The sequence below is a fragment of the Nocardioides sp. NPDC058538 genome (assembly GCF_042719275.1).
Classification (GTDB): Bacteria; Actinomycetota; Actinomycetes; order Propionibacteriales; family Nocardioidaceae; genus Nocardioides.
In genome coordinates this window covers 1-18,720 of sequence record NZ_JBHXNY010000057.1, presented here as the reverse complement: position 1 = coordinate 18,720, position 18,720 = coordinate 1, and the positions used below count along the sequence as shown (strand labels likewise).

Annotated in this window: 15 protein-coding genes and 1 riboswitch; of the genes, 11 read left to right on the top strand and 4 right to left on the bottom strand. The window is 70.4% G+C overall.

The window, feature by feature from the left end; all coding sequences use genetic code 11:
• Positions 1 to 144: 144 nt before the first annotated feature.
• Positions 145 to 2,442: an FdhF/YdeP family oxidoreductase gene (locus tag ACFWQC_RS27340; RefSeq protein WP_378685677.1), complete on the bottom strand. Its 2,298-nt coding sequence runs from the start codon at positions 2,440 to 2,442 to the stop codon at positions 145 to 147.
• Positions 2,443 to 2,670: 228 nt separating this feature from the next.
• Here ACFWQC_RS27340 and ACFWQC_RS27335 point away from each other — a divergent pair, with 228 nt between their 5' ends.
• On the top strand, positions 2,671 to 3,819 hold the full coding sequence (locus ACFWQC_RS27335; protein WP_378685674.1) for a sterol desaturase family protein: 1,149 nt from the start codon (positions 2,671 to 2,673) through the stop codon (positions 3,817 to 3,819).
• Between the two features lie 28 nt (positions 3,820 to 3,847).
• Here ACFWQC_RS27335 and ACFWQC_RS27330 read toward each other — a convergent pair whose 3' ends face one another.
• A complete protein-coding gene (locus ACFWQC_RS27330) occupies positions 3,848 to 6,562 on the bottom strand; it encodes a helix-turn-helix transcriptional regulator (protein WP_378685672.1) in 2,715 nt (904 codons plus the stop codon).
• 132 nt (positions 6,563 to 6,694) lie between these two features.
• On the opposite strand from ACFWQC_RS27330, the gene ACFWQC_RS27325 reads away from it, so the two are divergent.
• From ACFWQC_RS27325 to ACFWQC_RS27315, 3 genes are all read left to right on the top strand, one after another.
• The gene (locus ACFWQC_RS27325; protein ID WP_378685669.1) at positions 6,695 to 7,795 is read left to right on the top strand and encodes a class I SAM-dependent methyltransferase; all 1,101 of its coding nucleotides are present in this window, start codon (positions 6,695 to 6,697) and stop codon (positions 7,793 to 7,795) included.
• Positions 7,796 to 7,869: 74 nt separating this feature from the next.
• The gene (locus ACFWQC_RS27320; protein WP_378685667.1) at positions 7,870 to 9,996 is read left to right on the top strand and encodes an alpha/beta fold hydrolase; all 2,127 of its coding nucleotides are present in this window, start codon (positions 7,870 to 7,872) and stop codon (positions 9,994 to 9,996) included.
• Between the two features lie 127 nt (positions 9,997 to 10,123).
• Positions 10,124 to 10,744 carry an HAD family hydrolase gene (locus ACFWQC_RS27315; RefSeq protein ID WP_378685664.1) on the top strand — a complete coding sequence of 207 codons (621 nt, stop codon included), beginning with the start codon at positions 10,124 to 10,126 and terminating at the stop codon, positions 10,742 to 10,744.
• Positions 10,745 to 10,852: 108 nt separating this feature from the next.
• Here the strand turns inward: ACFWQC_RS27315 and ACFWQC_RS27310 are convergent, their stop codons facing one another.
• A complete protein-coding gene (locus ACFWQC_RS27310; RefSeq protein WP_378685661.1) occupies positions 10,853 to 11,620 on the bottom strand; it encodes a LuxR C-terminal-related transcriptional regulator in 768 nt (255 codons plus the stop codon).
• Between the two features lie 163 nt (positions 11,621 to 11,783).
• Here ACFWQC_RS27310 and ACFWQC_RS27305 point away from each other — a divergent pair, with 163 nt between their 5' ends.
• The 6 genes from ACFWQC_RS27305 to ribH all read left to right on the top strand — a co-directional run bounded on the left by ACFWQC_RS27305 (position 11,784) and on the right by ribH (position 16,524).
• Positions 11,784 to 12,077 (top strand): hypothetical protein, encoded by a 294-nt coding sequence (locus tag ACFWQC_RS27305; RefSeq protein WP_378685659.1) that lies wholly within the window; start codon positions 11,784 to 11,786, stop codon positions 12,075 to 12,077.
• Positions 12,078 to 12,164: 87 nt separating this feature from the next.
• The gene (gene rpe / locus ACFWQC_RS27300; protein ID WP_378685680.1) at positions 12,165 to 12,824 is read left to right on the top strand and encodes a ribulose-phosphate 3-epimerase; all 660 of its coding nucleotides are present in this window, start codon (positions 12,165 to 12,167) and stop codon (positions 12,822 to 12,824) included.
• Positions 12,825 to 12,874: 50 nt separating this feature from the next.
• Positions 12,875 to 13,021: riboswitch (FMN riboswitch) on the top strand.
• A gap of 92 nt (positions 13,022 to 13,113) precedes the next feature.
• Entirely contained in the window at positions 13,114 to 14,181 is a 1,068-nt protein-coding gene (ribD, locus tag ACFWQC_RS27295; protein WP_378685656.1) for a bifunctional diaminohydroxyphosphoribosylaminopyrimidine deaminase/5-amino-6-(5-phosphoribosylamino)uracil reductase RibD, read from the top strand.
• Positions 14,181 to 14,777: a riboflavin synthase gene (locus ACFWQC_RS27290; protein ID WP_378685653.1), complete on the top strand. Its 597-nt coding sequence runs from the start codon at positions 14,181 to 14,183 to the stop codon at positions 14,775 to 14,777. The genes ribD and ACFWQC_RS27290 overlap by 1 nt, the downstream gene beginning before the upstream one ends.
• Positions 14,774 to 16,045 carry a bifunctional 3,4-dihydroxy-2-butanone-4-phosphate synthase/GTP cyclohydrolase II gene (locus tag ACFWQC_RS27285; protein WP_378685650.1) on the top strand — a complete coding sequence of 424 codons (1,272 nt, stop codon included), beginning with the start codon at positions 14,774 to 14,776 and terminating at the stop codon, positions 16,043 to 16,045. Before ACFWQC_RS27290 ends, ACFWQC_RS27285 begins: the two co-directional genes overlap by 4 nt.
• Complete coding sequence (gene ribH, locus ACFWQC_RS27280; RefSeq protein ID WP_378685647.1) at positions 16,042 to 16,524, top strand: 6,7-dimethyl-8-ribityllumazine synthase; 483 nt, start codon at positions 16,042 to 16,044, stop codon at positions 16,522 to 16,524. Before ACFWQC_RS27285 ends, ribH begins: the two co-directional genes overlap by 4 nt.
• Positions 16,525 to 16,538: 14 nt before the next feature.
• On the opposite strand, the gene ACFWQC_RS27275 is transcribed toward ribH, so the two are convergent.
• On the bottom strand, positions 16,539 to 17,147 hold the full coding sequence (locus ACFWQC_RS27275) for a class I SAM-dependent methyltransferase (RefSeq protein WP_378685645.1): 609 nt from the start codon (positions 17,145 to 17,147) through the stop codon (positions 16,539 to 16,541).
• A 440-nt stretch (positions 17,148 to 17,587) separates the two neighbouring features.
• Here ACFWQC_RS27275 and ACFWQC_RS27270 point away from each other — a divergent pair.
• Positions 17,588 to 18,720 (top strand): DUF222 domain-containing protein (locus ACFWQC_RS27270; RefSeq protein WP_378685642.1); only part of this gene is annotated, 1,133 nt, incomplete at its 3' end.

Genomic DNA, 18,720 nt, shown 5'->3' with positions numbered 1-18,720 from the left:
GACCAACACGGTCCCCTCGAGCGCGGAGGGGACCGTGTTGGTCTCGACACGCTCGGCCGCAGGCGGCCTCGCGGCTCGACCAGCGGGGGCGGTGTCAGATCGAACAGCGGGGGGCGCCGTCAGGTCGACCGGCGGGGCCGGGGGTCAGCGGCTCGGCGTGACCCGGACCTTGACGTTCTTCATCAGCGGCTGGTCGCTCTGGAGGCTGTAGTCGCTGGCCCCGATGAGCACGTTCATCTCCGGCATGTAGCCCGCGGCGCTGCCGCGCGGCAGGTCGTAGCGCAGCGCGCGATAGCCACGGAGCGACCGGACGCTGCCGTCCTTGGCGGTGGCGACGATGTCGACCAGCGAGCCCTCTGCGATCCCGCGCGAGCGCATGTCGTCCTCGTGCATCAGGATCAACGTACGCAGGTTCTTGATGCCTCGGTAGCGGTCGTCGTCGGAGTAGATCGTGGTGTTCCACTGGTCGTGGGAACGCATCGTCTGGAGCACGAGTACGTCATCGTCGGCCGGGATGACGTCGGGCAGCGGCGTCGCGGAGAACTCTGCACGGCCTGACGGCGTGTTGAAGACCAGCTCGCGGGCGGGCTGCTTGAGCCGGAAGCCCAGCGGGAGCCGGACCCGACGGTTGAAGTCCTCGAACCCGATCAGGGCCTTGGCCATCACGTCGCGGATCCGGTCGTAGTCCTCGACCCAGGACTCCCACGGGCTCGTGCTCGAGGGCAGGGTCGCCCGCGCCATCCCGGCGATGATCGCCGGCTCGGAGAGCAGGTGGGGTGAGGCGGGCCGCTTCATCCCGCGGGAGAGATGGACCATGCTCATCGAGTCCTCGACGGAGGTCTCCTGGAGACCGCCGGCCTGGTGGTCCTTCTCGGTGCGACCCAGGCAGGGGAGGATCAGCGCCGTGCGGCCGCGGACCAGGTGGCTGCGGTTGAGCTTGGTGCTCACCTGGACGGTGAGGTCGCAGTTGCGCAGCCCGCTGGTGGTGTAGACGGTGTCGGGAGCGGCCATGACGAAGTTGCCGCCCATGCCGACGAACACCTTGACCCGGCCCTCGTTCATGGCACTGATGACGCCGACGGTGTCGAGGCCGCGCTCTCGGGGTGGGTTGATGCCGCAGACCTCTTCGAGCCGGTCCAGGAACGCGCCGGTCGGCTTGTGGTCGATGCCGCAGGTGCGGTTGCCCTGGACGTTGCTGTGGCCGCGTACGGGGGAGGGGCCGGCGCCCTCGCGGCCGAGGTTGCCGCGCAGCAGGAGGACGTTGACGATCTCGCGCACCGTGTCGACGCCGTGCTCGTGCTGGGTCACGCCGAGGCACCAGCTGATCAGCGTGCGGTCGGAGGCGGAGTAGACCTCGGCGGCCTTGCGGATGTCGGCCTCGCTGAGCCCGGCCTGGCGGGTGAGGTCGTCCCAGGAGGTCGACTCGACCAGGTCCCGATAGTCCGAGAATCCCGTGGTGTAGCGCTCGATGAACTCGACGTCGAGCGCCTTCGGGTCGGTGCGGTGCTCCTCGAGCAGCGCCTTGGCCATCCCGCGCAGCAGCGCCAGGTCGCCACCGGGGCGGACCTGCAGGTTGAGGGTGCTGGTGCGGGTGGCCTTGTTGAGGGCCATGTCGACGAACTCGTGCGGGATGATCGCCTTGCGGGCGGCGGCCTCGACCAGCGGGTTGATGTGCACGATCTGGGCTCCGCGGTCGTAGGCCTCGGTCAGCGCGGTGAGCATCCGCGGCGCGTTGGAGGCCGCGTTGACGCCCAGGACGAAGAGCGCCTCGGCGCTCTCCCAGTCCTTGAGGTCCGCGGTGCCCTTGCCGGTCGCGATCGCGGCGGTGAGGGCGCGGCCGGAGGCCTCATGGCACATGTTGGAGCAGTCGGGCAGGTTGTTGGTGCCGAACTCGCGCGCCCACAGCTGATAGAGGAACGTGGCCTCGTTGCCGAGGCGCCCCGAGGTGTAGAACGCGGCCTCGTCGGGGGATTCCAGGGCGCGCAGCGCCTCGCCGACGAGTGCGAACGCGTCGGTCCAGGAGATCGGCACGTAGCGGTCGATCGCCTCGTCGTAGACCATCGGCTCGGTCAGTCGGCCCTGGTCTTCGAGCTCGAAGTCGGACCAGGTCTCCAGCTCGGTGACCGTGTGCGCGGCGAAGAAGTCGCGGTCGACCCGCTTGCTCGTCATCTCCCAGACGACGTGCTTCATCCCGTTCTCGCACAGGTCGAGCTTGAGCCCCTTCATGTCGTCGGGCCAGGCGCAGCCGGGGCAGTCGAACCCGTCGTTCTCGTGGTTCATCTTGAACATCGCCTTGGTCCCCGAGGCGATGGCGTGCTCGCGGGAGAGGACCTTCATGACCGAGGTCGCCGCACCCCAGCCGGCCGCCGGGTGATGGTAGTCGCGCTGCTTCCACTCACCCGTGGGCACGGGTCCTTCGCCGGAGGTGTCCTGGTCGACCATCTCGCGCTCCTGTGCATGTCGTGACCGCGGGCGCGCCGGGCGGCCTCGCCTCGCTCTCGACGTTAATCGCGCCGAGCGCCGTCCGCGAGCGGCGACAGGCCCGGCAGCACGATCGTGTCGGCGGAGACAACACCGGTGGTGGAGAGGGACAACAGGGGCCTCGCCCCGGCTCGAACTTGAGTACGTCAGCTCAGGCGCGGCCGCCGGTCCGGCGGCCAGACTGCTGCCATGCCCGAGATCGCAGCCACCACCCGGCGCCCGCGCTTCGCCCTGCTCCGACACCACCTGCTCGCCCCCGCCACCTCGTGCTTCCTGGGCGTGCTGAGCCTGGCCACTGTGCTCTGCTTCCACTTCCCGGAGCTGCTGACCACCCGTGAGTTCCGCGCCGTCTACACCGAGGACTTCGCGCGTACGCTGCTGCTCGTCGGCCTCGCGGCCGCGTTCTTCGCCGGCACGATCGCGGTACTGCGCGACCAGCACAAGCGGATGGCGTTCATCGGTGTCGGCACGGCGACCGCCGCGGTGCTGCTCGGCGGCACCGAGGTCCCGTTCGACGGCTCGGTCGAGAACACACCGTTCTCGCTCGGCCTCGACTGGTTCGTGCTCGCCCTGTTCTTCTCCGCGCTCGTCTTCATCCCGCTCGAGCACGCCTTCGCGCGCCGCCCGGTGCCGGTCTTTCGACCCGGCTGGCGCACCGACGCCTGCTACTTCTTCATGAGCCACGTGCTGGTCCAGCTCATCCTGATCCTGGTCACCACCTCGACGTCGCTGGTGGTCTCGTCGGTGAAGGTGCCGGGCGTACAGGCCTGGATCGACGGCCTGCCGTTCGTCGTCGCCTTCCTGCTCGCCGTCTTCCTCGCCGACCTCGCCCAGGCGGTGCTGCACCGCTGCTACCACCGGATCATGGTGCTGTGGCGCTTCCACGCGGTCCATCACTCCAGCCCCGAGCTCGACTGGCTGGCCGGCTCCCGGGTCCACTTCGTCGAGACCGTGCTGACCCGCAGCATCGTGCTGCTGCCGCTGCTGTTCCTCGGCTTCTCGACCTCGGTCGTCAACGCGTACGCCGTGCTGGTCGGCATCCAGGCGGTCGTCGCGCACGCCAATCTCGGCATCCGGTTCGGCTGGCTGGAGTACCTCGTCGTGCTGCCGCGCTACCACCACTGGCACCACGCCCGGCACCTCGACTACTGGGACCGCAACTACGCCATCCACCTGCCGGTGATCGACATGCTGATGGGCTCCTTCAAGCTGCCGCGCGACGGCAGCTGGCCCGAGGAGTACGGCGTCCTCAAGCGCGAGACCGTGCCCGTCGGGATCGTCGCCCAGCACGTCGCCCCGTTCCGCGGTCAGCGGACCTACGAGGAGTACGTCCGCTGAGCGCGTGGCCGCAGGGCAGCGGTGACCGTCAGGAGTCGAGGAGCTGCGCGGCGAGCTCGGCGCGGGAGTGGATGTCCAGCTTCGTGTAGACCTTGCGCAGGTGATACTCGACGGTCTTCGGGCTGAGGAAGAGCGCGGCCGCGGTCTCACGGGTGGTGCGGCCCTCGGCGAGGAGCAGCGACACCTGCAGCTCCTGCGGTGTCAGGGAGGCCGCTCCCGACGCCTCCCGTCGCGCCACCTTCTCGCCCGTCGCCTCCAGCTCGGCCGCGGTGGTCCGGGCCCACGGGTCGGCCCCGAGGTCGTCGAAGGACTCGAGAGCGGTGCGCAGGTGGGCGCGGGCGTCGACGCGGCGCCCCGCGCGCCGGAGCCGGCCGCCGTAGGCGAGGTGGGTCCGCGCGGCCTCGAAGAGGTCCCGGGTGTCCGCATGACCTTCGATGGCCGCCTCGAAGTGCGCGTCGAACGACTGATCGTCCGCCACGGTCCCCTCCGCCCGGTGTGCCCGCGCCGACGACCAGGGCCGACCCTTCGCACGTGCTGCGGCCGAGTACCGCCGGGCCACGGCCTCCGCGTCCGCGGGTCGGCCGAGGCGGAGGAGGGCATCCACGAGCTCCGCGCCGGGGGAGAGGTCGGGATCGGCGATGCCCCATTCGTCGAGCCGCCGCGAGAGGTCGAGGAACGTCTTCGCGGCGGCTCGGGGGTCGCCCTCCGCGAGCTCGAGGTCGCCGACGGCGTAGAGGCACCACGCCTCGCCCATCCGGATGCCGCGATCGGTGCACAGACGGACGGCCTCGCTCGCGTGCTCCCGACAGGCGTCGCTCCTACCTCGTCGGGACTCGAGCCACGCCAGCCCGGCCAGGGACATGGCGAGGTCCGTTCCCTGACCTGTCTCCCGGGCAAGCCGGATCGCCTCCTCGTAGTTGGCGGCGGCCCGGGACCAGGATGTGGACGTCGCCTGGTCGCGGGCGACATGGAACAGCACGTTGGGCAGCTGGCCGACGCCCATGCGAGAACGTACGTCGTCGACGATCCGGCGGAGGTCTGCGCCCGTCCGTGCGTCGCGGAAGAACAACGGTGCCGTGAGCAGCCACGGCAACGCCTCGGGGTGCTCGACCGGGTCGGCGTGCGCGGCCAGCAGCGGAACCGCCACCTGGAGCTCCTCGAACCCGCCGTCACCGCTGAGCACCTTCGCCATCCCCGCCGCGGTGATCCCGATGGCGTGGGCCCAGGGTGACTCGGCGACTGCGACCGTCTCCAGCAGCGACGTGGCGAGTCGCGTCGAGACCGTGGCATCGGCCAGGTAGTAGGCGGCGTGCAGCGCCTCGGCGAGGAGGAGCACGGTGTCGTCGGGCGTGGGAGCGTCGGGCGCCGCGCGTTCGAGGATGCGTACCGCGTCGGCGACCGACCCGCTCCGCGCCGCGATCTGGGCGCGGATCCGCAGGGTGCGCGAGCGGGTGCTCTGCGGGACGGGCCGGGTCTCGATCTCGTCGAGCAGTGCGACCGCGCGGTCGTGGAGCCCTCCGGTCCACGCCGCCTCGGCCGCCGCGCACAGCAGGACGTGCCACCGGTCGGTGTCCGTGCTCAGCCGCGCCGCCCGCTCGTAGGCGGTGCTCGCAACGGTGTACGCCGTGCGAGCGCTCGCGCTGTCGGCGGCGGCCTCGAGCAGGCGCGCCACCTCCGGGTCGGGACCCCAGGTCGCCTCCGCCAGGTGCCACGCCCGTCGCTCCGCGTCATCGGGCAGCAGGTCGGCGACGGCGAGATGGACGATCCGACGCAGAGACTCGTCGGCCTCCGTGTAGACGGCCGCGCGCACGAGCGGATGGCGCACGTCGATGCGGCTGCCTGTCACGACGACCAGCCCAGCCCGCTCGGCGGGACCGAGACCGGAGACGTCGAGACCGAGCCGCTTGCAGACCTCGCCCGTGTGGTGGAGGTCGCCGTTGGCGACCACGGCAGCGAGGAGGGCGGTCCGGGTTCCCGGGTCGAGCTCAGCCAGCCGCCGGGAGAACGCGGCCGTGAGGGTGGCAGGCAGCGCGGGCGGGAGTCCCGGGGCGCGGTCATCGAGGAGGTCGATGTTGCGGCCGAGCTCGAGGAGGGCGAGAGGGTTGCCGCCGGTCGCAGCGAACAGCCGGGCCACGTGCTCGTCGGTGGGTGGCGCGACCCCCTGCGCACGCACGAGGTCACCGGCCGCCGCCGCGTCGAGGCCGGGCAGCTCGAGCACATCGAGGCCGCCGACGAGGTCGTCGCACACTCCGGATCGGCCGGCGAGCAGGACGACCGCCGGGTCCGCGTCGATCCGGCGGGCGGCGAAGGCGAGGGCCTCGGCCGACGGTCGATCGAGCCACTGCAGGTCGTCGACGACGACGGCGATCGGGGACTGCTCGGCGTACCGACACAGCAGGGAGAGGGTGGCGGCGCCGATGGCGAACCGGTCGCCGGCGGTCCCCGCCCTGAGCGCGAGCGCGCTGCTCAGCGCTGTTTCCTGCGGCTCGGGCAGTGCGCCGAGGAGATGGAGTGCCGGACGGAGCAGCAGGTGGAGCCCGGCGAACGCGAGATCCTTCTCCGCCTCCGTGCCGATCGCGCGAAGGACCTGAACGCCCTCCAGACGATCGAGTGCGTCGTCGATCAGCGCGGTCTTGCCGACCCCGGGCTCGCCGGTGACAGCGAGGGCGCCACCGCGGCCGATCCTCGCACCGGCGAAGAGCTGGTCCACGACCCGCTGCTCCGCCTCCCGTCCGATGAGCACGTGGTGAGCCTAGGAGCCGGCGCTGGTGCCGGCCCGCGATTCAACTGAGTCCACCTAGTGTTGGGGACCCCGCGCACGACTAGGTGGGGCACCTGATGCGAAGACGTGCCGAGCGTTCCTAGCGTTCCCGTCATGACCACTACTGATGACGCCAGGACCCCGGGCACGAACGAGGTCGAGATCGACATGGACAAGCTGATGGCCTTCGTCTTCCGCGCGGTGGACGAGGTCGGCGCGACGCTCAACGCCGCTCTGGTGGTGATGGGCGACAAGCTCGGCTACTACCGCGACCTCGCGGCCAACGGGCCGAGCACGCCGGCCGAGCTCGCCGGGCGGACCGCCACCGGCGAGCCGTACGCCCGGGAGTGGCTCAACGCCCAGGCCGCCGGTTCCTACGTGACCTACGACCCGGCGACCGGCCGGTACGCGCTGCCGCCGGAGCACGCGGCGGCGCTGACCGTCGAGGACAGCCCGGCCTTCCTGCCCGGGATGTTCCAGATCGCGCTCGGCACCGTCCACGACTCCTCGCACATCCTCGAGGCCGCGCGCAACGGCGGCGGCTACGGATGGCACGAGCACGACACCGACGTCCACGTCGGCTGCGAGCGGTTCTTCCGTCCGAGCTACAACGCCCACCTGATCGCCGAGTGGCTTCCCGCGCTCGACGGCGTCGTGGAGAAGCTCGAGCGCGGAGCGACGGTGGCGGACGTGGGCTGCGGTCACGGCGCCTCGACGATCCTGATGGCTCAGGCGTTCCCCAACTCCCGCTTCGTCGGGTGGGACTACCACGACGCGTCGATCGCGACCGCCCGCGAGCGCGCCGCGGCCGCAGGGGTGGCGGACCGGGTGACCTTCGAGGTCGCCCCGGCCTCCATGTTCGGCGGCAGCGACTACGACCTGGTCACCATGTTCGACTGCCTCCACGACATGGGTGATCCGGTCGGCGCGGCGCGGCACGTGCGGGAGACTCTTGCTGAGGACGGCACGTGGATGGTCGTCGAGCCCATCGCCGGCGACCGTGTCGAGGCCAACTTCAACCCCGTCGGCCGCGCCTACTACGGGTTCTCCACCCTGCTCTGCACGCCGAGCTCCCTGGCGCAGGACGTCGGGCTCGCACTGGGCACCCAGGCCGGCCCGGCCCGGATCCGCGACGTGACGATCGCGGCCGGCTTCAACCGGTTCGAGGGCGTGTCCGAGACTCCGTTCAACCGCGTCTACGAGGTCCGGCCGTGACCCACACGGCTCCCGCGCTTCGTCCCCCGGCAGAAGTCCGGCGCGACCGGGCCCGACCGGGGGACACTGGGACCATGAGGGCACGCGAGCCCGACGCCGAGGGCTACGTGGCGACCGACGGCGTCAAGGTCCACTACGAGGTCTATGGCGCGGCGGCGGGCTCGGGCGACCGCACCATCCTGCTGATGCCGACATGGACGATCATCCACTCCCGGTTCTGGAAGGCGCAGGTCGGCTACCTGGCTCGGCACTTCCGGGTCGTGACCTTCGACGGCCGTGGCAACGGCCGGTCCGACCGGCCGGAGGGCGCCGCGGCGTACACGAACGAGGCCTACGCCGCGGACGCCCTCGCGGTCCTCGACGCCACCGACACCGATCGCGCCGTCGTCGTCGGGCTGTCGTGCGGGGTCGCGTGGAGCCTGCACCTGGCCGCGGACCACCCGGGCCGGGTGGCCGGACTGGTTGCGATCGGGGCGGCCTGCGGGTTCCCGATCGTCCAGGAGCGGGACGCCTTCGTCTGGGACGCCCGCCTCGAGACCACCGACGGATGGGCGAAGTACAACCGCAACCACTGGCTCGAGGGCGGCTACGACGACTTCCTCGAGTTCTTCTTCGCCAAGATGTTCCCCGAGCCGCACTCGACCAAGCAGATCGAGGACTGCATCGCCTGGGCGCACGAGACGACGCCCCAGGTCGTCGCCGACTCCACCGCGGCACGGCTCGGGTGCGACGGGGTGGTGTGCGCCTCGGTCGAGGAGATCTGCGGCCGCGTACGGTGCCCGGTCCTCGCGATCCACGGGACCGACGACCAGATCCGACCGGTCGCGATCAGCGAGCGCCTCGTCGAGCTCACCGGAGGGTCGCTGGTGCTGCTCGAGGGCAGCGGGCACGGCCCGGTGGGCCGCGACCCGGTCAAGATCAATCACCTGATCAAGGACTTCGCGGACGCGGTCCACCCCTCGCCGCCGGTGAGCCGCACCTGGGGTCGCGCGTCCCACCGGCCGAAGAAGGTCCTCTATCTCTCCTCGCCGATCGGGCTGGGTCACGCCCGCCGCGACCTCGCGATCGCGCAGGCGCTCCGGGAGCGCCACGAGGACGTCCAGGTCGACTGGCTCGCCCAGCACCCGGTGACTCGGGTCCTCGAGGCGGCCGGCGAGCGGGTCCACCCGGCCAGCAGGTGGCTCGCCAACGAGTCGCGCCACATCGAGGAGGAGTCGGGCGAGCACGACCTGCACGTCTTCGAGGCGATGCGACGCATGGACGAGGTCCTCGTCAACAACTTCATGGTCTTCGACGACATCGTCCGCGACGAGCACTACGACCTCGTCGTCGGCGACGAGGCGTGGGACGTCGACCACTTCCTGCACGAGAACCCCGAGCTGAAGCGCTTCGGCTACGCGTGGCTCACCGACTTCGTCGGCTTCCTCCCGATGCCCGACGACGACGAGCGGGCACGGTTCGTCACCGCCGACCACAACGCCGAGATGCTCGAGCACGTCGAGCGCCATCCCCGTCTTCGCGACCGGGCGATCTTCGTCGGCAACCGGACAGACGTCGTGCCCGGGCGCTTCGGCGACGACCTGCCCGAGATCTCCGCCTGGACCCGGCAGCACTACGACTTCAGCGGCTACATCACCGGCATCGACCCGGGCTCGATCGCGGACAGGGCACGGCAGCGACAGGAGCTCGGCTGGCGACCTGACGAGCGGGTCTGCGCGGTCACCGTCGGCGGGTCCGGTGTCGGCCGCCACCTGCTCCGCCGCGTGGAGGACGCGTACGACGCCGCCCGCGCAGCTGTGCCGGACCTACGGATGATCGTCGTGACGGGCCCTCGCCTGGACACCGGGGTCGTCCGAGCGCGCCCCGGACTCGAGGTGCTCGGCTTCGTCCCCGACCTCTACCGGCTGCTCGGCGCCTGCGACCTTGCCGTGGTGCAGGGCGGGCTGACCACCACGATGGAGCTGACCGCCGCCGGCACGCCGTTCATCTATGTGCCGTTGCGCCACCACTTCGAGCAGAACATCCACGTACGCCACCGGCTCGAGCAGTACGGCGCCGGCCGCTGTCTCGAGTACGACGATGTCACCCCCGACACGCTCGCGCGAGCGATCGCCGACGAGATCGGCCGCGAGCGCCGCAGTCGACCGGTCGAGACCGACGGCGCCGACCGCGCCGCCGGGCTGATCGCCGACCTGCTCTGACGCCACTCCACCGGGCAGGCCTAAGGTTGATCCCGCGCACGCGACCCGATCTCGCTCCACGGAGGCTCCGCTGAACACCAACCAGGCACAGAGCAGCTCGTCCGGGCGCTTCCCGGCCGCGATCCTGATGGACATGGACGGCACCCTGGTCGACACCGAGCCCTACTGGATCGCGGCGGAGTACGCCATCGCCGAGCGTTTCGGGGCGACCTGGTCCGAGGAGCAGGCGATGGAGCTGGTCGGCAACGCGCTGATCGAGTCGGCGCGCCTGGTCAAGGAGGGGATGGGCCTTCCTCACGAGCCCGAGGAGATCGTCGAGATGCTCCTCGACGGCGTCGTCGAGCAGGTCGAGCGTGAGGTCCCGTGGCGACCGGGTGCTCGCGAGCTGCTCACCGACCTGTTCGAGCAGGGCGTGCCTTGCGCGCTGGTGACGATGTCGTACGCCCGGTTCGTCGGCCCCATCCTCCAGGAGCTTCCGGAGGGAACCTTCAAGGTGATCGTCACCGGCGACATGGTCCGCAACGGTAAACCCCACCCCGAGCCCTACCTCACCGCGGCCGCCGCCCTCGGTGTCGCGGCCGAGGACACCATCGCGGTGGAGGACTCCAACACCGGAGCGCGCTCCGCCGAGGCCGCCGGCTGCACCGTCCTCGTGGTCGAGAACCACGTCCCCGTCGCCCCCGGGGAGCGCCGGGTCTTCCGCGACACGCTCGAGGGACTGACGTACGCCGACCTGGCCGGTCTGTAGATCACATCGAGCGTCCGCGGTGCGAGCCGACCGCGGCGGAGCAGCGCTCGGCCCACCACGACCTAGCCAGTCGGCTTCCGGCGCCGAGGATGCGATCGTGGACGCAGATCAGGCTGCGTCGAGAAACGGGCGTACGTGGGCGAGCGCCTCGGTCCGGCTCATGACGTGGAGCCGGAGGAAGATGTTCTCCAGGTGCTTGCGCACCGTCGCGTCGGAGAGACCGAGCGACCTGGCGATCTGGATGTTGCTCGCCCCGGTGGCGACGCGGCGCAGGATCTCCCATTGACGCGGCGTCAGGTTCGGCTCGCCCCGCAGCTCGCGGTCTCGGCGTGCGTGCAGCTCTGCCAGATGAGGCCGGACCAGCCGCAGCATGTCCACCTCACGCTCTGTGAAGTCCGGACCGTCGTCGCGGAACAGCAGTAGTCGCCGGTCCAGCGGACCGTACGGCGCCATCGGTACGAGCACTTTGTGCTGGTGGATTCCCGAAGCGGCGAGGAACGAGCCCATCGGCGTGTTTGCATAGGCCCGCTCGGTCCACAGGTCGGAGTCGCGCAAGACCGTCGTGTAGTCGCCGGTCAGCACCGGGCCCGCGCAGCCTCCGTAGTTCCAGAACTCCTGCCAGAACAGTTGGTCGTACTCTTCGTCGTCGCAGGACACCTCGCGGTCTACACCGTGATCGAGAGCCTCCAGGAGGTGCACCCGCTGCTCGCTGACCTCCATGAGCTGGAACGTCATGTCGTCGCAGGGGATCAGCTCACGCAGTCCCGCGAGCACTTGGGGATAGAAGATGTCGCCGCTCTCGGTCACCTCGCAACGTTCGAGGACCGCGAGCAGCGCTCGGACGTCGTCGTCAGTCAGCACCCAGCGACCTGTCATGCGCTCGCCCCCTCGGCCTGTGCCCAAGTCTAGGACCGGAAGATCGATCTGGACATACGCGGAACGGCGTACGCACAATCTCGTGCGCGGTACGTCTAGTTCCGTCGGGCGCCGGGGAGGTGGACCGTGGGGATCACCACCCACACCGGCCACGGAGGTCGCCATGAACTGTTTGACTCGTCCGTTCGCCCGACTCGCTGCCAGCATCGCGACGGCCTTGGGCATCCTGCTCGTCGTCGCCGGCCAAGCAGCGGCGAAGTACCCTGACCCGCAAACGGGCGGAGCGGGGGATGTTCCCCCGACGCCCGGCACTGCGCCGGCCCAGCCGGTCACTGACACGGCGGTCTCCGCCCTGCAGTGGTCGCTGCTCGCCCTCGCCGTCCTCGCCGCGCTGGTGATCGGCGCGGCGATCGCGACCGCCGTCCAGCGCCATCGCACGGCGCGGCCCGTCCTGTGACTCCGGCCCCGGCGGCCGCTCGAAGGATGCGCGGGCGCCGGCCGCCGGAGGACCCGACCGAGACCTACTAAGGTTCCATTCGTGTCCATGCAGATCACTCCGTCCATTCTCAACGCCGACTTCGCAGCCCTCGGGGCGGAAGTGGCCCGGATCCCCAGCGCCGACTGGATCCATGTCGACGTGATGGACAACCATTTCGTGCCCAACCTCACCTTCGGGCCGGCGATGGTCGAGGCGATCGCGCGGTCCACGTCCGTGCCGCTCGATGCCCATCTGATGATCGAGAACGCCGACCGTGAGGCCCCGGCCTACGTCGAGGCCGGCTGCGGCTCGGTGACCTTCCACGTCGAGGCCACCAAGGCCCCGGTCCGGTTGGCCCGCGAGATCCGCGCCAAGGGCGCCCGCGCCTCGATGGCGCTCAAGCCGGCCACCCCGATCGAGCCCTACGAGGACATGCTGGCCGAGCTCGACATGGTGCTGCTCATGACCGTCGAGCCCGGTTTCGGCGGGCAGAAGTTCCTCGATCTGGTGCTGCCCAAGATCCGCCGGACCCGTTCGCTGATGGACAAGCACGGTGTCGAGACCTGGCTGCAGGTCGACGGCGGGGTCTCGCTCGAGACCATCGAGCGCTGCGCCGAGGCGGGGGCCGACGTCTTCGTCGCCGGCTCCGCCGTCTACTCGGCGACCGACCCGGACGCGATGGTCAACGCGCTGCGCGACAAGGCCGTCTCAGCAGTCGACGCCTGATCCAGGTCCGTGCCACGTGTGTGGCACACTGGTTGAAGACGAGCTTGTGCTCGCGTGCTCTGGGGTCGGTGAAATTCCGAGCCGGCGGTGACTGGATTCAGGTCCAGAAGTCCGCGACCCGATGACAGCCAGTCATCGGTTGACCAAGTGAGAATCTTGGACCGACGGTTAAAGTCCGGATGGGAAGACGCACGCAGCCCGATTCGTCGTGACCGCCCTGAATCCACGGGGAGCGGCGCGATGTCTCGGCCTGACCCCGGAGTCCGTGAGACGGACCAGAGGGGATCAGATGAAGTGCTTGGACCAGCGTGACCCGGAGCCGGGAGCGATGCGTCGCGCCCTGGAGCTGGCCGCTGCGATCGGCACCCCGGGACCTGCCATCTATCCGAACCCGCGGGTGGGCTGCGTACTCCTGGCGCCAGACGGGTCGATGGTCGGCGAGGGCTACCACCGCGGGCCCGGCACGCCTCACGCCGAGGTCGATGCGCTGGCCGGCGCCGGGGAGGCCGCTCGGGGAGCGACCGCAGTCGTCACGCTCGAGCCGTGCAACCACACCGGCCGCACCGGCCCCTGCTCGCAGGCGCTGATCGAGGCCGGCGTCGCCCGTGTCGTCTACGCCCAGTCCGACCCCAACCCGGTCGCCGCCGGCGGCGCCGCCGCGCTCAAGCAGGCCGGCATCGAGGTCGAGCAGGGCTTGTACGCAGCGGAGTCCCGTGATCTCAACCGGGTCTGGACCCGTGCGGCCGAGCTGCAGCGCCCCTACGTCACCTGGAAGTTCGCCACCACGCTCGACGGGCGCAGCGCCGCCGCCGACGGCACCTCCCGCTGGGTCTCCTCGCGCGCCGCGCGGCTCGACACCCACAAGCTGCGCGCGCTGTCCGACACGATGCTGGTCGGGACCAACACGGTCGCGGTCGACGACCCCGCGCTGACGGTCCGTGACCTGGAGGATCGGCCGGTCGGCGTACAGCCTCTGCGGGCCGTCATGGGGGAGCGCGACCTTCCGGCCGAGCGCCGAATCTTCGACGCTCAGGCCCCTTCGCTTCATCTGCGCACCCGCGACCCGCACGCTGCGCTGGCCACCTTGTGGGAGCGGGAGCGCCGCCATGTCTTTCTCGAGGGCGGGCCCACGCTGGCCGCGGCCTTCCTGGAGGCCGGCCTCGTGGACGAGATCGTCGTCTACGTCGCCCCGTTCCTGCTCGGTGCCGGCCGCTCGGCCGTCGCCGACCTCGGGATCACCACCATCGCCGACGCGTTCCGCCCACGGGTGCGTTCCGTCGACGTGCTCGCACCGGCCGCGCCCGGCGAGGAGCCGAACGTACGACTCATCTTGGAACCACAGAAAGGGGAGCAGTGATGTTCACCGGGATTGTTGAGGAGCTCGGCACCGTCGCCGGGATCGAGGACCAGGGCGACGCCGTACGCCTGACCATCTCCGCCGCGACCGTGCTGTCGGACGCCGAGCTGGGAGCCTCCATCGCGGTCAACGGCTGCTGCCTGACGGTCGCCACGCTCGGGGAGAACGAGTGGACCGCCGACGTGATGCTGGAGACGCTCAAGCGCACCAGCCTGCACGCGCTCTCGGTCGGCGACCAGGTCAACCTGGAGCGTGCGGTCACTCCGAGCACGCGGCTCGGTGGCCACATCGTGCAAGGGCACGTCGACGGCGTCGGGCGCGTCGTCTCGCGTGAGCCCAGCGAGCACTGGGAGGTCGTCACGATCTCCCTCGACACCGAGTTGGCTCGCTATGTCGTCGAGAAGGGCTCGATCGCGGTCGACGGGATCAGCCTCACCGTCGTCTCCGTGAGCGATGACACCTTCACGGTGAGCCTCATCCCCGAGACCCTGGCGCGTACGTCCCTGGGGTTCCGGGCCGTCGGCGACGAGGTCAACCTCGAGACCGACATCATCGCCAAGCACGTCGAGAAGCTTCTGGGAGGGGTTCGGCCGTGAAGATCGAGCACAGCAGTATCGAGAACAGCACCGAGCAGTACGTGGGGGTCCGGCTGGATCCCGTCGAGAACGCGATCGCCGACCTGGCGGCCGGCAAGCCGGTCGTGGTCGTCGACGACGAGGACCGGGAGAACGAGGGAGATCTGATCTTCTCCGCCGAGCTGGCGACCCCCGAGGTGATGGCGTTCGCGATCCGCTGGTCCTCCGGCGTGATCTGCGTGGCGCTGCCGGGGGAGCGGCTCGACGCCCTCGACCTGCCGCCGATGACTCGTGTCAACGAGGACCGCAAGCAGACGGCGTACGCGGTCTCGGTGGACGCCCGCGAGGGCGTCTCGACCGGCATCTCGGCCGCCGACCGGGCGCTCACGACCCGGCTGCTCGCCGGTCCGTCGTCGGTGGCCGGGGACCTGACCCGGCCCGGCCACGTCTTCCCGCTGCGGGCACGCGATGGGGGAGTGCTGGTCCGGGTCGGCCACACCGAGGCCGCGGTCGACCTGACCCGCCTGGCCGGTCTGGAGCCCGCCGGTGCGCTGGTCGAGCTCGTCAACGACGACGGCACCATGCAGCGCGCCCCGCAGCTTCGGGAGTTCGCCGACGAGCACGGTCTCGCGATGATCTCGATCGCCGACCTGGTCACCTATCGGCGGCGTACGGAGGTGCTGGTCGAGCGTCGCGCGGTGACGAGGCTGCCCACCGAGTTCGGTGAGTTCACCGCCTACGGCTACCGCACCACCGACGACGGGGTCGAGCACGTTGCGCTCGTCCACGGCGACGTGGCCGGGTGCGATCCGGTCCTGGCCCGGGTGCACTCGGAGTGCCTGACCGGGGACGTGTTCGGGTCGCGGCGCTGCGACTGCGGGCCGCAGCTGCGGGAGGCTCTCTCGCGGATCGCGGCGGAGGGCTGCGGCGTGGTTGTCTACCTGCGCGGCCACGAGGGCCGCGGGATCGGGCTGCTCGCCAAGCTGCAGGCCTACCAGCTGCAGGACGGCGGACGCGACACCGTCGACGCCAACCTCGATCTCGGCCTGCCCGCCGACGCGCGACACTACGGCGCCGCCTCGCAGATCCTGCGCGACCTCAAGGTCGACTCGGTACGCCTGATGACCAACAACCCTGAGAAGGTGAGCCACCTCGAGGCGTACGGTGTCGAGGTCGCCGAGCGGGTCCCGCTCACCCCGCGACCCAACGAGCACAACCTCGCCTACCTGCTGACCAAGCGTGACCGGATGGGTCACGCGCTGCCCGATCTGTCTGAGGAGAACCGATGAGTGGCAAAGGTGCCCCCGCCCCCGAGGTCGTCGACGCGAGCGACCTGCGGGTCGCCGTCGTGGCCGCGCGCTGGCACGACGAGGTGATGGCCGGCCTGCTGAACGGCGCCGAGCGAGCACTGAAGGACGCCGCCGTCGGTGGCCTGACGGTCGTCCGGGTCCCGGGCGCCTTCGAGCTCCCGGTCGCCGCCGCCGCGCTCGCCAAGTCTGGCTACGACGCCATCGTCGCGCTCGGCGTGGTCATCCGCGGCGGCACCCCGCACTTCGACTACGTCTGCTCGGCCGCCACCGATGGTCTGAACCGGATCGCGATCGACCATCTCATCCCCGTCGGCTTCGGCCTGCTGACCTGCGACAACGAGGAGCAGGCGCTCGACCGCGCCGGGCTCGAGGGGTCCAGCGAGGACAAGGGGTACGAGGCCGCGGCGGCGGCCATGGAGACCGCGCTCGCCCTGCGCGACTGCGTGCGCCACTACTGACGCTCACGGGCTCGTCACTCGGTGCGCGTCGCCACCAGATCACCCTGACGGCGACGCGCGCCTGGGTCCCGCCGGGCTGATGCCTGCCCGACCGTGAACCCGTGCGGCGCGAGCAGGTCTGCCAGTGCCTCGGCGGACCAGTAGTACGCCGTGTGCACCGCATGGTCGAACGCCTCGCCGGGCTCGCCGTCGAAGAAGCCGATCAGCATCGACCCGCCGGGTGTGAGCACGCGAGCGAACTCGTCGAAGATCGCGGGGAGGTCGGCGGGTGGGGTGTGGATGATCGAGTACCACGCCAGAATGCCGCCGATCGACCTGGCCCTCAGCGGGAGCGCGGCGAGATCCGCTCGCTCGAAGCTGATGTCTGAGTACCGAGCTCGAGCGGCGGCGACGAACTCGGCCGAGGCATCGATGCCGAGCACATCTCGTACGCCGCTCGTCGTGAGCTCATGGCTCCATAGCCCGGGGCCGCAGCCGGCATCTAGCAGGCGGCCGGTCGTGGTTTCTCGCCAGGTGGTGATCGTCTCGCGGTCGTGCTCGGCGAGCTGGTCAATCGTTCCGAACAGGTCGATGTACTCGGCTGCGCGGCCGTCGTAGGCTGCGCCGATCTCGGTCATGGTCATCGGTCATCAAGGGTAGCGGGCTTCGGCTTCGGCTGCGGGTGCGCCTTGTGCCTGAGTTCCAGCGTGGGTGGGGCCAATACGGGTGCCTGGGTTGGGAGATTTAGAAGCAGGGTGCCTGGGCGGGGTGCCATTACCTGTCTTGCGGGCTTCCAGCAGCGGTCCGGGTTTCGTGGGGATATCTGTCCCTGATTGGGTTCGATTGTTTTGCGTTGTGTGGTAGGCTCGGAACAGGCGTAAACGTGAAGGCCGACCACCTCGAAAGAGGCGTGCCCTATCTGCCCGAGACACAACGGGCATGGGGTAATCCAGGGGAACCAGGGGCGTGACCGCCGAGCTGCGAGGGTAAGTAATAGCCCGTACTCCGGGCCTCCGAGACCAGCGAACCAGAACACATTCGCATCAGCGGGTGTGGAGAGTTCGTACGTCGGGAGGTGACCGTGATGACCACGCTGCAACAGCCCCAACACCCCGTGCTCGGGGCCGTGGTCGCGATCACCGCCTCCCTCGAGCAGGTCGCGGCGGCGAACCCTTCGTTCATGGCCACCGACCAGAAGGCCACCACCCTGCTCGAGATCGCCCGCGCGAAAGCCCAGCTGGCTGAGCTCGAGCTGCGGGTACTCGCTACCGCTGACGACGTCACGGCCGAGTCCGGGGCCCGAGATGTCGCGGCGTGGCTGCATCACCACACCCACCAGCGCCCCGAGACCCTCCGCGCCGACCTCCGCCTCGCCGAGGCCCTGGACCGTTCCTACGCGCTGGTCGCCGAAGCGATGCGCCGCGGGGACTGCAACCCGGCCCAGGCACAGGTGATCGTGACCGCCCTCGACGAGCTCCCCGCAGATCTCGACCCGGAGATCAAGACGAAGGCCGAAGAGACCCTGGTCGCCTACGCGACCCGGTTCGACCCCACCCAGCTGCGCCGCCTCGGGCGCCGGATCCTCGACGTCATCGCCCCCGAGATCGCCGAAGCCGAAGAAGCCAAACGCCTCACCGCCGAGGAGGCCCACGCGCGGAAGAAGACCCGCCTGGCCATGCGGCGTCTCGGGGATGGCACCACCCGCGTCACCGCGGTCATCCCGGACGCAGTAGCCGACCGGCTGGCCACCAACCTGGAAGCGTTCGCCTCACCCCGCCGCGACGACGGCACCCGCACCGAGACCGGCGACTACCTGCCCTACGCCCGACGCCTCGGGCGAGCGTTGTGCCAGATGCTCGAGGCGATCGACCCCACCCGCCTGCCGATCCACGGTGGGGATGCGACCACGGTGATCGTCACCATCGATCTCGACCAGCTCCGCACAGAGGCCGGCATCGCTCAGATCGTTGGCGGCAGCCCGATCAGCGCAGCCGAGGCGAGGCGGCTGGCCTGCACCGCCAATATCATCCCGGCTGTCCTTGGGGGTGCCTCGGAGGTGCTGGATCTCGGGCGCAAGGAACGTTTCTTCACCGCCGCCCAACGCCGTGCGCTCCTCCTCAGGTCAGCGACCTGTGAGGCCGAGGGCTGTGACATCCCGGGCACCTGGTGGCTGTCGCGCTTTGAGTTGCTGGCGTCGGTGTCGGCCGGGCGGAGCCC